Source organism: Microcoleus sp. PH2017_05_CCC_O_A, from assembly GCF_020738785.1.
GTDB lineage: Bacteria > Cyanobacteriota > Cyanobacteriia > Cyanobacteriales > Microcoleaceae > Microcoleus.
Window position 1 is genome coordinate 16,911 of the sequence record NZ_JAEQCB010000023.1, and the last position, 14,807, is coordinate 31,717.

The 14,807-nt window shown below is 44.4% G+C and carries 13 protein-coding genes; 6 read left to right on the forward strand and 7 right to left on the reverse strand.

The features are described 5' to 3' along the window. Positions 1–71: 71 nt before the first annotated feature. A complete protein-coding gene (locus JGK20_RS07530; RefSeq protein ID WP_293190728.1) occupies positions 72–869 on the forward strand; it encodes a DUF5829 family protein in 798 nt (265 codons plus the stop codon). Positions 870–1,234: 365 nt separating this feature from the next. Here the strand turns inward: JGK20_RS07530 and JGK20_RS07535 are convergent, their stop codons facing one another. Continuing rightward, complete coding sequence (locus JGK20_RS07535; RefSeq protein ID WP_293229953.1) at positions 1,235–3,379, reverse strand: lipoxygenase family protein; 2,145 nt, start codon at positions 3,377–3,379, stop codon at positions 1,235–1,237. A 780-nt stretch (positions 3,380–4,159) separates the two neighbouring features. On the opposite strand from JGK20_RS07535, the gene JGK20_RS07540 reads away from it, so the two are divergent. From JGK20_RS07540 to JGK20_RS07555, 4 genes are all read left to right on the forward strand, one after another. Further along, positions 4,160–5,725 (forward strand): sulfatase-like hydrolase/transferase, encoded by a 1,566-nt coding sequence (locus tag JGK20_RS07540; protein ID WP_293229956.1) that lies wholly within the window; start codon positions 4,160–4,162, stop codon positions 5,723–5,725. 125 nt (positions 5,726–5,850) lie between these two features. Then, positions 5,851–6,969: a mechanosensitive ion channel domain-containing protein gene (locus JGK20_RS07545; RefSeq protein WP_293190723.1), complete on the forward strand. Its 1,119-nt coding sequence runs from the start codon at positions 5,851–5,853 to the stop codon at positions 6,967–6,969. 268 nt (positions 6,970–7,237) lie between these two features. Next, positions 7,238–8,227 (forward strand): L-histidine N(alpha)-methyltransferase, encoded by a 990-nt coding sequence (gene egtD / locus JGK20_RS07550; protein ID WP_293219342.1) that lies wholly within the window; start codon positions 7,238–7,240, stop codon positions 8,225–8,227. Between the two features lie 473 nt (positions 8,228–8,700). Next, the gene (locus tag JGK20_RS07555) at positions 8,701–9,774 is read left to right on the forward strand and encodes a linear amide C-N hydrolase (RefSeq protein ID WP_293229959.1); all 1,074 of its coding nucleotides are present in this window, start codon (positions 8,701–8,703) and stop codon (positions 9,772–9,774) included. 17 nt (positions 9,775–9,791) lie between these two features. Here JGK20_RS07555 and JGK20_RS07560 read toward each other — a convergent pair whose 3' ends face one another. Genes JGK20_RS07560 through JGK20_RS07570 form a run of 3 tightly spaced genes read right to left on the reverse strand, consistent with a single transcriptional unit; the run spans position 9,792 to position 10,891 of the window. After that, the gene (locus JGK20_RS07560) at positions 9,792–9,950 is read right to left on the reverse strand and encodes a hypothetical protein (RefSeq protein ID WP_293184606.1); all 159 of its coding nucleotides are present in this window, start codon (positions 9,948–9,950) and stop codon (positions 9,792–9,794) included. Then, complete coding sequence (locus JGK20_RS07565; RefSeq protein ID WP_293229962.1) at positions 9,947–10,399, reverse strand: sterol desaturase family protein; 453 nt, start codon at positions 10,397–10,399, stop codon at positions 9,947–9,949. Before JGK20_RS07565 ends, JGK20_RS07560 begins: the two co-directional genes overlap by 4 nt. Positions 10,400–10,414: 15 nt before the next feature. Beyond that, on the reverse strand, positions 10,415–10,891 hold the full coding sequence (locus JGK20_RS07570) for a hypothetical protein (protein ID WP_293229965.1): 477 nt from the start codon (positions 10,889–10,891) through the stop codon (positions 10,415–10,417). A 225-nt stretch (positions 10,892–11,116) separates the two neighbouring features. Here JGK20_RS07570 and JGK20_RS07575 point away from each other — a divergent pair, with 225 nt between their 5' ends. Next, complete coding sequence (locus JGK20_RS07575; RefSeq protein ID WP_293229972.1) at positions 11,117–11,359, forward strand: DUF2442 domain-containing protein; 243 nt, start codon at positions 11,117–11,119, stop codon at positions 11,357–11,359. A 67-nt stretch (positions 11,360–11,426) separates the two neighbouring features. Here JGK20_RS07575 and JGK20_RS07580 read toward each other — a convergent pair whose 3' ends face one another. From JGK20_RS07580 to JGK20_RS07590, 3 genes are all read right to left on the reverse strand, one after another. Then, entirely contained in the window at positions 11,427–11,570 is a 144-nt protein-coding gene (locus tag JGK20_RS07580; protein ID WP_293211708.1) for a hypothetical protein, read from the reverse strand. A gap of 512 nt (positions 11,571–12,082) precedes the next feature. Continuing rightward, a complete protein-coding gene (locus JGK20_RS07585) occupies positions 12,083–13,198 on the reverse strand; it encodes a hypothetical protein (protein WP_293211706.1) in 1,116 nt (371 codons plus the stop codon). A 397-nt stretch (positions 13,199–13,595) separates the two neighbouring features. Beyond that, entirely contained in the window at positions 13,596–14,804 is a 1,209-nt protein-coding gene (locus JGK20_RS07590; protein WP_293211704.1) for a hypothetical protein, read from the reverse strand. Positions 14,805–14,807: the final 3 nt, after the last annotated feature.

Here is a 14,807-nt window from a genome sequence, read left to right on the forward strand (position 1 = left end):
TAAAGAGTTTTTATGAACAGGCATCTTGTCTGTTCCACAATTTGTATTGCTAAGGCTCAAGAAGTAAAAACATGGGAATAGAATTTAACCATTTATATATTACTCTCGACACAGAAACACTAGAGTCAATAGCCAAATCAGAGTTCATTAGCCAAGAATTCTGCACAATATCCAGAGATACCGTAGAAACTGATACAGAGAGTTGGGCGGGTACTTATCTCAGAGGGAAACATAGCTATCTTGAGCTTTTTGCACCAGGGGGTGCTGAAGGGTTTAGGGAAGGTTTTTCGGGTATTGGTTTCAATAGTAAACAAGCAGGACAGATTGATATTGTAGATGAAAAACTAAAATCCTTAGTCGCCCAAGAAACGTTTTCTGATTTGCAAATTCGTCAAACCGAAGATGGAAAAGTACCCTGGTTTCATTATTGGGCGCTCAAATCAGAGAGAGAAGCCTTCAGTGCGTGGTTGATGGAATTTCATCAGGATTATTTAGACTATAAAAACATCAAGCTTACCAGTGCTGGTTGCTTTGACCGTGCTGCTTATCTAAAAAACCTTGCTACCTCCGAAACTTCTTTATTTGAAGACATTTCAGAAGTTCATCTTGAATTGACTTTAGCGGAACACGAGGAACTAGCATTACTACTTCGAGTCTTTGGCTATCACTCATCTTGCTCAGGAGATATTACTACCTATCGTTCTCATGGTTTTACTTTACAAGTATCTCAGAAAGTTGCTCCAAGTTATCGAATTCGCAAGGTTGTTTGCACGATGAAGGATCAAGTTCATCAGCAAAGAAAGTTCACTTTCGGTGATAATGCACAGTTAAATGTGGGTGGAGAGTTGGCAATTTGGCAGTTTGGATGACTGAAGCAATAAGTTTAAAAATAGCGGTATCCCTTTGTTTGGTAGTGCAACTGATAAATTTGGCAACCGCTTGCTACCCTATTTATCAGTTGCGTCATGTCCAATAATGTCAGCCCTCAAGCTTTATATTATATAGCAATCCTAAATCATTCATGCAGATATGTAGGGGCGGTGCCCCCGTGCCCGCCCTCCGGGCGATTTGGGCAACCACGGGGGGATTGCCCCTACAAGAATTATGCAAATGATTTAGGATCGCTATAGGACTTACGCAAAAACTCCGGGTTCTGACAAAAATCGTCGCTTTTTAGATGAATATTGACGCAGAACCCTGGTTTTGTGCCTCCCGTGCGTAAGTCCTGTATTACTCAAATATTGATGCTGAGAGGGATTTTTGAAGGCTGCAAAAATCGATAAGACACCAGCCTTTGGGCATCTGCTTCGAGAATTTTTGCTTCGATGTCATTCAGGTTTACCTTGAATTTCTCGAAAGCTCTTTTCAACTGCGGCTCGACAAAAGATGAACCGGGGTAATCGAGGAGGTTCGTATAGTAAACTGAACCCAACAAATAAAGCACTTCTATTTGGAGTAATGCTCGCTCTAGTGGCGGTAGCGAACCCATGAAATTTTGCTGCTGTGCGGAGTTGGTAGGTGCTGGAGAATAGCAACCCAAAGGAAATGCTGGTGCGTAGGTCATCAAGCCACTTTGCGGAAAGTTAACAGCAGCGTGTTGGGCGCTAGCTGCAAAGATAACCGTAGAGATGGCCTCTACTAAATAATCTAAGCTTGCAATCCGACCGTCAGCATTTTCGCCAATATAGCAGTGTCCTTTGGCAAACAATTCACCAGCCCAATTTTGCAGTTGTCGATCTGCCACTACGGACTTATCGCTAGAATAGTGCAGGCGCAGGTATTCGCCCACCCACTGATGGATCGCATCCCAAATTAGTTGTCCGTCATCTCGATAAGGATAAATCGGTAATTGCTGGGAATTATTGACACCCCGTTTTTCTAAAGTTCGGGGGAAGGCAACTTCATTAAAGTTAGCTAAGTGGCTCATCGCTTCTTTAATAGCGAGTTTGCCGTTACTGCCTATAGTGGCACTCAATAAGAAGTCTATAGGCCCTTCTGGTGCTAATAAATTCTTATGTGCGCCGTAATTAATCAAGATAGTACCTTGCAAGTGAGGTTTCAACAAAACCATTACAGGATGACTTTTATCGGTAAAGCAGCGATTAGTTGCCAGAACAAAAGGCTCAATAAATAAGTGAGTCTGAGCTAGGTGAGATATCAGCTCGTGGTAATTGCTATCTGCCATTTGCACGACGGTTTTAGCTGTCATCCAGTTGTCGCCATCTAGGGGCGTAAATACAGGATTGTTATCCCCCGGAACTTGTTGGCAGCGAATTGCTATTGGCCGTAAATTTCGATCTTGACACTGTTCGGGCGGTACTGCAAATAATGCGATTGGAGCATACATATACTTTGGCAACCCACCAATATCGCTATTGACTAAACTATCGAGCTTGGAATAATCTGCTAGATAAAGTCGCCCGGATTGCAGTGCTGCTTCTAGATTATCTTCATGCAGAATTTCTCCGTACTGTTCGCTGGTAATTAACAGGCGCTCGTCTAGTTCTTGGATTTGATTGAGCATTACAGGGTTTGGCCCTGCTACTTGGCTGTAAGCAAAAACTGCATCTTGTTGGAAATTTCCAACAGTTGCGGGTCTGATTGTTAACGGGTTGAGTAAGTTTTCGTAGTCTTCAAGAGTAGGATTGACAGTACCGCGTAAAAGGAACTCTGAAAAATCAGCTTCCTGGTTAATCAATTCTTCTCCCAAACATCTAGCAATTCCTTGAAGGTGCTTGTATAATTCTTTGTCAACTTCCTCAACTTCCTCAACTTCCTCGAATTGAGCGACTTCCTCAACTTCATCAACTCGGTCAACTTCATCGAGTTGCTCGCTTTTGAGATTTCGTGCAGATTTCACTTCTAAGTTTCCGCTGAGTTCAGCTTGTATTTCTCGATCTATTCGATCGAATACATTTTCAACTTCACTAAAATCCCCTGTCAAGGGAATGCTACTTTTAACCTTGGGGGATACTTTTCGCTCCAAGACTGATTCTAGTTTTAAAACAGCATTAGTTAATTCTGCTTGTCCCTGGGCTGCCCTTATTTCACGCTCTATCGACTCTAACGAATCAATTTCACGCTCGTTTGACAGCGAGCTTTTGAGAAGATTAGCCGACTTTTCAGCCTCGTTCAAAATACTCAACGCGCTCAACACTAAACTCACCCATTTCAGGCTCGGAAGTTCATCGGCTTTAGGCAGTCTAGGCAGGTTGCCGATGGGACTAAGCGGCACCTCAGTCATAGCTAGAGGAGCTAAAACTGTATAGTCATATTCGTATTTACCAGATACAATCAACCTGCGAGCCAAAGGAACCGTTGCTAAAAAAGTGACGAAACGGTACAGCGTTTGAATGATTTCTTGCCGGGAAAAAGACATATTTTTATTCCAAAGAAAAGTATGGTTATCAGATTGAGTGAATCGAGATGAGATTCTTCAGTATTGGTTGGTAACAGTTTGACTCTTAATTTTGTATTAGTTGCAGTTAATAGATTTTTAACGGCTTGCGGCTGCTACCAATCAAGAACTGGCAAGTTGTCAGATCGGGATTAAAGTTGAAAGCCCAAAAATCCACTGTTTAACGAACTCAGCTAATATAGCATACCTGCTGAGCGACATCAGAATTCTCCTCACAGACCACCATCAGGAAGCTCGCAGGTGAAAGAAAGTCGATCGCGAGCGTTGTGGATTGATGCTTCGTTGCAAGACGGCTTGCGCCAGAGAGCAATAGCGCCAGCAAAGGCTGGAAGCTAGTTCTCATCCTAGTTCTGTGCTTGAAGCCGTATAAATTAATACACCAAATAAATAAGAAAAAAGATGACTGCAAGCCGGAAACAAAAGTTAACAAAACTTTTTAGCTAAAAAGTTTTTTTAGGCGCAAATTCAAGTAATCTATCTTTTGAGGCGAACAACCAGTCAAATCTAACTATTTTTCCAGAAAACGGCTGATTTAATCCAAATCCTGGGTAATTAAAGCGAATCGGAAAAAACCGATGGCGATTTTCTTCCTTGTGTAGGGCCACCCACTCGACAAGCGGGTGGACTCAAAGCTTGAGACGGCCAAATATTTCTGATATTTTCCCTCTACAACTTATAACTGGCTTCAGTTCTTGCCGCTCCTGCACGGCTCCCCCAAACCTATTTACTTCATACCCAAAAATGGCAATTGAGGATCTTTTCGCCAAGTACAAAAAGCCCAACATCGTTATTATCATTACCGACCAACAGCGCGCCTTGCAGCACTATCCGCGGGACTTCATCTACAGGCTCCCCGCACTGAAGCAGTTGATGAGCAACGGTTTGAGTTTCGATCGGGCATTCACCGCCGCTTCCGCCTGCGCCCCCAGTCGCGCAACTTTCTTGACCAGCCAGTATCCGGCAAAGCACAAAACAACGGATACTGGTCAGCTACAGCCGAAGGAGCCTCTGAACACACAGTTGCCCAACCTCGCCCATGTCCTAGGGAAGGCTGGCTACAAAACACGTGCTTGGCTCGGCAAATGGCACCTTGGAGAAATTGATACTAGCCCCATCGAGGCTGGATTCACGGAATGGGATGACCCGGACGCAGGCATCACAATCAGCGATTACAACACCCTAGGTGGTGGCGAGGCAGATAACGACAGTCGTTACCTCGCAGATATGCTGAAGTTCGTGGAACGGCAGGACGAGAAGGCTGAAGATCCGTTTTGCCTGGTTGCGTCCTTTGTCAATCCTCACGACGGGTTCGTAGCGTTCAGAGGGCTGGGTGGCTCTGGATATGCAAGCAGTACCCTCACTGAGGCGATCGTGGAGCTGCCACGTAACTACAGGCAGCATCTGAACGAACACCTCTTGGATAACTTACACTCAGAGCCTCGCGCCCACGCCTCAGCGAGTTGGTGGACTTTCGCTAAACCTGGCTCTAAGATGCCCCCCAAGCACAGACCGCAGGATTATGTCAACTTCTACGCCTATCTCCAGATTTTGGTCGATAAACAAATCGAACAACTCCTAGACGGTCTGGCGAAGCAGAATCTGATCGACAATACCCTGATTATCCGCTTCGCCGACCACGGTGAAATGGCTATGAGCCACGGTCTCGTTGAGAAATTCTTTAACGCTTACGAAGAAAGCATTCGCATACCCTTCGTGTTCTCCAATCCTGTAGCCTGGCCTACAGCACAGACTACCCAATCCCTTGCCAGCAGCGTCGATTTGACTCCGACCATCGCCTCGTTGCTTGGTGTCGAGTGGCACAAACCGGAGGAAGCGATTCCAGCAACAGCCAACCCGACGATTTTTTACGGGCAAGATTTGTCGCCGATTCTCAACAATCCGACTTCCACTGTCCAGGAATCCATCCACTTTACATACGACGATAATCCAGCGGTTATACCCCCTCCTGAAGATAAACCGAAACAGAGGATTTTACACCCGAGTATCGTCAGAACGATTCGCACGGATAAGTGGAAATACTCGGTCTACTTCAACGAACAAGACGAGGCGAAGGCTGAGGGTGCCGAAGGGGATTGGGAACTCTACGACCTAGAAGCAGATCCTTACGAGGACAACAACCTAGCTGGTAATCGCGATCCCGAGGTCAACAAGCAGCAGTGGGAATTGGAGCGGCAATTGCAAGAGGCTATGAATCGCCTGGGAACTATGCCGACTGCCTTCAAATGGCCTCCCCAGAAGACCTTGTTAAGCCGAGGCGCACCCGCCACCAAACCCACCGATATCTAGAGCGCGAGCGCCGAAGTAAGGAGTCCCGCCAAACTAGGGAGAGGATGGTGTTTTCCCTCCTTTCTCTGATTTGGGCAATATTCGATCGATCAATTAGAAAAACTCAATTACCAGTTGGTTAACCTATGGAAGCAGTTTGGGATACGTTAAAGAATATCAATTACTCTGGCATACCGATTGCTAGAATCGCTATTGTGCTCGTTGTTCTAACCTTGACACAGACGTTAAGGCGATTTTTCGTAGCAGTCATTGTTAAAACTATTGAGAGTTTTACTAGCAAAACTAAAACAACACTTGATGATGAGTTGATTACAATTATCAAGCCTGCTTTAAGTTGGCTGATTCTGATAGGTGGATTTTGGCTGAGTAAAGAAATTCTGGCAGATAACTTAGGTTCTCAACTAAATCAAACAATCGGTAGCCTGCTCAACTATACAGTTATTTTCATAGTTGCCTATGTTATTTACCGATGCTCTTCTATTTTCGGTCAGATTATAGCCAACTTAGTGCTGCACACCGAAACAGAGCTCGATGAATTGCTCAGACCTTTAATGCCCAAGATTTTTCAATCAGCAGCAATTATTGTCTTTATCATCAAGATCAGCGAGGCATTTTTAGGACAATCTGCTGCTGCATTGGTGGGGCTATTGGGCGGTGCCGGTATCACTTTTGGTTTGCTGCTGAAGGATATTGTTTATGACTGGTTTTGTACGCTGATTATTTACTCCGACAATCTCTACCGAGAAGGTGACTGGGTGGGGATATCCGGGGTCGATGGTTTCGTGCAGATACTCAATATTGGATTCAGAACTACAACTCTACATATAACTAAGTGGGGTTCTATCATCAAAATGCCCAATTCCAAAATGATTTCTGGAATTGTCGAAAACTGGTCGCAAAATCCGGGTAAAGAATTAAAATGGGGCTTAGTCTTAACTCTCAAAATAGACGGCATTTCGGCGGGGCAAACGGCGCGGATTTGTGAAAAGCTTGAAGAATTGCCGAAGTACATTCAAGGCTTGTCTCCGTCGTGTACGGTGCGGTTCAAACAAATTGACAAAAATGCCCGGGTTATTGAAATTATGGCAGTTGTCAATGACGATAATTTCTACTTTGATGCTGAGAAAAACTTAAATCTAGCTATACTAGAATTACTAGAAAAAGAAGGAATAGATTTCCTACACGTGGAACTAAGAACGGAACCTGAAAAATACAAAAAGAGCCTGCAAGCAACCAACAATTGAGCATTCATGTTGGCTCGAAGTCAATTTAGAGTAACTGCTTGCTCGCATCGTGCGATAGCGGTTGAAAATCGGGTGAAGTACAGTTACAGTCCTAGCAGACATCTGTACTTGACTCCACTCATTAATGCTAAATTGCCTGCTTTTCTCTCGATAATTCAACCTCAAATATATCGGTCATCCAAGCATTTGAGGGAAAAATATCCCGCTCCGTTTAATAACAACGGGGATTCCTGCTAAATTTACCGCACTCGCACTCTCGGAAAGCCAAATGTCAACCGCCTCTTTAACAACTCTAATAACTATTCTGGATTGCCATTCTACTCTAAAAAATGATGGCGAAGATGTCATTCAAGGATTGACCAAAAACCCAAAAACTTTACCCGCTAAATATTTTTACGACAGTCGCGGTTCTCAACTTTTTGAACAAATTTGCGAATTGCCCGAATATTATCCAACTCGCACAGAAGCCTCGATTTTGCGCCAATATGCTGGTGAAATCGCACGGATAACAGGTGATTGCGAACTCGTAGAATTAGGCAGTGGCAGTTCCACAAAAACTCGCCTTTTGCTAAATGCTTATCAATCTCGAAATTACTCCTGTAAGTATGTGCCTGTTGATGTTAGCGCCAGCATTCTCAAAGAGAGCGCCCTTCAATTGCAAGTAGAATATCCGGCTTTGTACGTTCAAGGGTTGATAGGGACTTACGAACAAGCCCTCGCTCAATTAACGCCTGCATCTTTGCCTGCGCGGATGATTTTCTTCTTGGGCAGTTCTCTGGGTAATTTCACGCCGCAGGAATGCGATGTTTTATTGAACCAAATTAAAGATGTACTCGCTCCGGGAGATTACTTTTTACTCGGCATTGACTTGCAAAAACCCCAGCAAATTTTAGAAGCAGCTTATAACGATTCTCAAGGTATAACTGCCGCTTTTAATTTAAATATGCTCGACCATTTAAACTGGCGTTTTCAGGGTGATTTTGATACTAATTTATTCACCCATCAAGCTATTTACAATCAACAAGAGAACCAAATTGAAATGTACTTGCATTGCCAAACAAGTCATGTAGTGAATTTAGAAAAGCTTGGATTGAATGTTACCTGGAAAACTGGCGAAAGTATCCTTACGGAAATTTCTCGTAAATTTGATTTAGACACTGTGGAAAAAGAACTAGACTCCAAAGGACTGAAAACCATAAAAAGCTTTACAGACCCCCAAAAGTGGTTTGGTTTAATTCTGTGTCAAGCCACTAAATGAATCACCCCGAGCCTTCGGTATTGTTTGGTTCCCAACTCTCCAAACAATACAAATTAATCTAGAAAATACGCAACCGCAGACGGCAGCACGTACTAGAACTATATTTAAAGATGTGCGTTCTCAATCGCGAGGTAGATGATGTGCTTTTCTTGTTTCAAGACTTGCTGTCAAAGTATTTGGATCGAGAAAGCGATCGGTACAAGTCCCCCAAAACGGTTGATTTGTAGTAAGCTTTAACACACCGACTTCTCAGAGCTTGAATAACCGCATTTTTTATTAGGTTTCGGGTATAGTACGAGCCGCAATTTCGCTTGTCTGTAGCAGGTAACTCTGGTCTGATTCAAGTTAATTATTTCCTCGCCTCTATTGCTATAAAAGTAGTTTTTGGTGTATATTTAATTAGGCAGTTACAACAATTGAGCTGCGAACAATACTACGCAATACCCAATACTTCCAAAGGAGATATCTGAATCATGTGTACGAGAATTCTCTACGTAGATCGACAAATAAATCCATTAATATATGACCCGAACGCGCCTAGTCCCAACGTTGTGACGGGTCGCAACATGGACTGGGCAACCCCGCTTGAAAGCGAGATTTGGGCATTTCCAGCAAATATGGAGCGCCAGGGGGGAACATACAATAATAATGGTGATAGTTCCTTTACGTGGACATCTAAGTACGGCAGCGTAATTACCTCCGCCTTAGACGCTTGCACTACCGACGGTATCAACACTCAGGGTTTGGTTGCCAATTTGCTGTTCCTGGTTGAATCCGACTACGACAAACCAAAGAGTGATTTGCCAAAAATGTCAACTGCGGCATGGGCGCAGTATTTCCTCGATAGTTTCGCCACGGTCAAAGAGGCGGTTGTAGCGATGGAACCAGACAATTTGTTCGAGGTGGACGCGCCCGTCATACCGGACGGCAGCAATAAGAAAAGTACAGTTCACCTGTCAATTTCCGACGCAACTGGCGATTCCGCAATTTTCGAGTACGTAGGCGGCAAGCTACAAATCCACCACGGTAAAGATTATATCGTGATGACCAATTCTCCGACCTACGACAAACAACTGGCAATCAACGAATACTGGGAAAAAAAGGATGGCATGATCGTGCTGCCGGGCACTAACAACGCCTCCGATCGATTTGCCCGTTGCTCGTTTTACCTATCGGCAGTCCCGCGCGATCATATCAACGATGTACGCACAGCTATTGCAACCACCTTTAGCATAATTCGCAATGCCGCCGTGCCGATCGGGATCGCAGACCCCGAAAAGCCCAATCTTGCCTCCACACTTTGGAGCACCGTTTCCGACCACAAGAATCTGGTTTATTACTACGCAAACACCCGCAGTGCGAGTGTCTGTTGGATCGACCTCAAGGAATTAGACCTTGGCGAAGGCTCGGAAGTGCGGAAGATCGATATGCTCGAAGAAGTAAACCATCCTGAAGGGACGAAACTAATCGAAAAGTGGGAGTTGGGCGGCAACCTCACCGAAAAGTTTGTAGCGACCGTTCCGTTTGAATTCTTGCCTCACCCTTAAGTGTCAACGCTTCCGGGTCAGGTATAGCCTTTCTGGGATAGATGAGGTATGCCAGATTCTAGGTACATCAAGGTTTTCAACCTTTGATACCTCATCTTCGAGAGCGATCGCCGAGCCAAAGCTTCTGGATCGGCTTTGACAAGGCGATCGCCGTACCAGCAAGGGTCGAGGTTCAATTCCCGCCATCAATGCCCTTATAGGACGGCTTGAGAAAGTTCTTTTCCAGAGCAGCCGCAGGGAACATAATTCCAGGCTTCTTAGTAGGATGGTTCAGCGTATTGAATATCCGATCCCAAAATCCTTGAATGCCGTAGTTTCCCTTAAAGCGAGAGTGGTGGAGATCGTGAAAATCTGAGTCAATGAAAAATATTGACAGAGAGCTGTGACCTTCTAAATTGTAAGCATTCCCGATCGCAGTCCAGGCGCACAATTGAGTAATATCGTATCCGAATACAAAAACAGGCAAAACGTCCGCAATGGTGACAATGGCATATTCAAGCAGGCTTTTATGACCGGCTACAAAACTGGATGAATCCAAGAATTCGTGATGTTTGAGATGTATTTCCTGCAAGAACTTTTTGTGAAAGAGCCTATGGGTAACATAAAAGCAGAAATCCGCCGCCATTATTCTCGCGAAGAATCATCCAAAATTTAAGAGCCAGCTATTTCCCCGATGAACTTCGGGAGCTAGGTACAGAATAATCGCTGCTGCTACTAAACTTTTAATTTCTCCGACCAGAATTCCTTGAGCAGTAAATTCAGGGAACGGTTGTTCTTTCACTTTCTTGACTCGGACATTGAATCTTTGCCGCCAAATCTCGTTGTTCTCAATAACTTTTTCAATAACAATACCGAGGCTGTAGAATGAAAGTGACCCTACCAGCCAGTACAGCAAAACCTCGGCGGTAAAGCCGAGATGGAATTTATTTGAGAGCCAATAAATTAACTGCTGGACTAGGGTACAAGCAACAGCTACTTTGATAAAAAACTCTATTTCAAAAAATAAATTAAATAGTTTGACTGTTAGTTTATCCTGAGAAATTACAGTTTTTTCAGGGCAATTATTGAGTAGGTTCGGGGGCTGAGAACCTGGACTGAGCATTGTTTTGTTTTTCACGTTTAGTTATCTGGACACCAGGATAAATCCATCTAGTTTAGGAAGAACAATTAATCGCTAAAAGCCTTAATATACCGTTCCTAATAACTGACATTAAGGACAAAAACTTCTCACCAATAAATTCTTATTGAGAATGCTGTCATATCTAAATTCCACTTTAAGGAGAACTAGAGGTTTCAAATATTCTCTGGTAAGTAGATGCATTTACCCTGCGTTCGCACCTTGGTGATTGAATTTACCAATCACGAAGTCAAGCAATATAATATTGTCCATCTTTTAAAAAATCTCATGTTTGCTCCACTTCGTCAACCTGCTTTTTTCAATAATTTTAAGGTTGAGCAAGGGGGCTACGGGATTGTGTGGAATGAAGATATTGATTTGAGTGAGTATGAGCTTTGGAAAAATGGCATAACAGTGGCAGAAAGCGTAGGCGTAGCCCGTCGTAGACATTCCTCAGTTAAGCTGTAGGATGGCAACTGGGTTTTTCTATTATTCGTAAGTGCGATCGGCTTCGCTGCGGCCGTTGGCAATCGCACTAAAAAATAGGATCGGCATTCTGTAAATAAAAGGCGATCGCACTTCTCCCTACAAAAAAGGCGATCGCCCTTCTCCCTACAAAAAAGGCGATCGCACTTTCAAATCCCCAAAGCGATCGCACTCCCGTAAATAAATCAAACAAAAAGCGATGTCTACGACGGGCTACGCCTACGCATTACACGATCCGCGATCGCCATAAAACTTAGGGTGAGTTAGCAACAGCCTAACCCACCCAATTTAATGATAATGATACCGATGGTGCGTTAACGAAGTGTAACGCACCCTACAAGATCGGGCGATCGCACTTCCACAAGTTGAAGTTGTGGTATTCTTAAGAATCCCATGATCCGTAATTATCCAACAACACTCTTGTTCTTTTACAACATGGTTTGTAATGTCATCCTATAGGTTATTCCTGCCGCCTGCCCTGTGTTGCCGAACAAGAATGTGCCGTTTGCAGGCGAACACTGACGCGCTGCGGTATCTGATGGGTTTAAAACACCAGCTAACCCTCCCGCAAATCCCTCGCCCCCAGCGGGAGACTGGGAATGTCCTCGCTTAGGCTCTGCCTCTACTTTTCATGCTTTGGCGCGATCACCTTTCTAAATTCCCCAAAGCGATCCCCTCCTCCCTACAAAAAAAAGATGGAAGTCATCACGCTGAATGCCCTAACCAACGGGCTAAACTAAGGACATTTTGACCTATGACAAGTGGGTTTCTGGGCTGGGTAACCGTGTCGATCGTCATGGTATTGTCAGCATTGAAAGTCACAGTATTAGTCACCCTATCGCTGCTGGGAACGTAGAATGGCCACAACCCTTTTGACGTATTGCTGAGAATGGTTTGTTGATCCGTTTCGCAGTAGATTGCATTGGACGTGACAGTAGCATTAACCTCGTCCACCACCACCAGCGCAGCGATAAAGTGATTCAAGCTACCATCTGAACCAAAGAATTCCTCCCAAGTTGGATTCGGGTTTGGTGGCCACGGCGGTGTCTGTTTATTACTGTATGCCATGTTCAGCAACGACGAATTGTACCAAGATCCGGGTGTTGAAGTCCAAACCGCTTGTGCATTGAAACTGGTGTTGACAGTGACTTGGCTTGCAGCAAACCTGCGGGTCAGCCGAGAGTCGCTACTGCTGCCGAACCACAGACCATTAAAGCCGAAATTGACACCACCCGTCCAAGTATTCTGAACATTATCTGTACCTGAGACCTGGGAACTGTCGAATAAGAAAGATACGCTTGGCGAATTGGCAAGAATATTCAACAGAGAAGCATAGTTACCATCGAAGTCCGGTGGTCTTGCGTTTATGCCTTGATAGGGCAACAGTGCTTGTTGAGCTGCCTGGATAAGTACCATCTGTGATAGAGCTGCTGCTCCTTGATTTGCAACCGACGGAGCGTGTCTCATTGCCCAATTCCGGAACACCGTGGGGATATCGTTCGGTGGAGGGGGCGGATTTTGCTCGTCCAGGAAGCTTAACCAAGCTTTATAGTTTTGCTCACCTATGATCTGCTCGAACGCGCTCTCTGGAAATTCGATCTGGCTAACAAGAGCTACATATTCATTAAAGAAGAGGGTATCACTGTAAACACAACGGTTGAAGGTAAGTGACGCAGGCGGAATAACATTCTGATAAGACCACAACCCAATATCATTTGATGGGGCTATCGGTGGTGACGGCTGACTGATCTGGAACATATCACTAGCAACTCCTAACACCTTTATCAGAAAGTTGTACCAGTGATTTTGTAAGATAGTCATTGGGTCGGACATCTCGTTCTGCAACATAAATTATCCCTATCAGATTACAAAAAGTAAAAAAATGCGGTTCTTCAGTTTGGACATTACACAAGACATAAACCTTGTACAAATACTATACTACATCGTGAAGCACGAAAAATGTAGTTCAAAATCATTGAAAGTATTATCTTCTGTATGAAGCTTAATTTCTAAAAATGGCAAGTTTTATGTTTCTACAGAGTAGTTTGACCACTCTGTCGAAACATAATAATACCTTCAAAAGGTATTACATCCCGATATCTATTAACAACTCGTCAATACTGTATTTGAAAGACAAATCAACAGTCTAAAGATAGCAGAACCCTACAGAAGCTATCACTTGAACACTAGAACACTTATTCGTTAACGGCAGCATACATCATACACAAACTCTGTTGAGGCATGCGTCATACATAAACTGTGCCGAGCTTACTGAGTGACCGACAAAATCGCTAACAGGTAAAACGTTGATTCCAATAACGATAGGAACTCCCGGATTGCTGTTGATGTGAACCGTCATTTTACCGTTGTTATCGAATTTAGTGCTTGTACTAGATCCGCTGCCGCTATTACTGGTGTAGAACGGCCACATACCCGCTCCCGAGTTTTGGGAAATGGCATTCTGGTCGCTTGTGCTAAAACTAGCCTGGGACGTGACTTCAATATTCATTGTGTCTACAACAATAAGTTGCACCGCAAAGCGTTGTAGATTACCCCTGTCACCAAATGTGTTCTGCCAGTTGATCGATGAACTAGAATTCCATGGATTGCCAGTCCTGTTGCTGTATCCTAATCCCATTGCGGCAGAACTGTACCACTGTCCAGCAGTTGCTAAGAAGGGTAATACGTGGGCAAACGAAGCATTAACTGTGACACCATTTGAGGCAAACTGCTGACTGATCGATGAAGTGGAACTACTGCCCGACCACAGACCAAAGAATCCAGAATTGCTGCTGTTCGTCCAAGACTTAGACACGTCAGAAGACATATTGCTGCTAGATAGGTCGAACGAACGACTGGGCGCAGTGGGAAGCATTTGTACCAGTGTGTTATAGTCAGGAATCCAATCTGGTGGTTTAGGCACCAAATTCTCATCCATATACAACGAAGTTACTGTAGTCTGTGCAGCAATAATAGGGTCGAGGAAGTCAGCTGCCATAGCAGAAGCTCCAGAACTTGCGACTGCGGAGTGACCATAGCGCATCGCCCAATTGCGGAAAGCTTGCGGGAACTGATTCAAAGGGAAAGTTCTATCCAAAGCAACTCTCGAGTAAGCCAACCATTCGGCAGAAATCGTTGGCCCAACTACTTGATCAAATTGGGGTGGCGTTGCTGGCACTAAAGCACTAAGGAAAGCAGTATAGTTGCTAAAGAACTGATTGCCGGCGCTTTGAATGTAGTTTTGAGTCAGCGACAAGGGCGGAATGTTGTTGAAGTAGTTCCAGAGCAACCGATCCGCCTGAGGTCCCGAAGCAAGAGGAGGCGATGGTTGAACGACTTGAAAGGGATCTCCAATCCTGAAACCTAGCCCCTGCATTAGGGCGTTGTAGAAACCATTCTGTAGGTCTAGAAATGCGTCATTACTCATTGG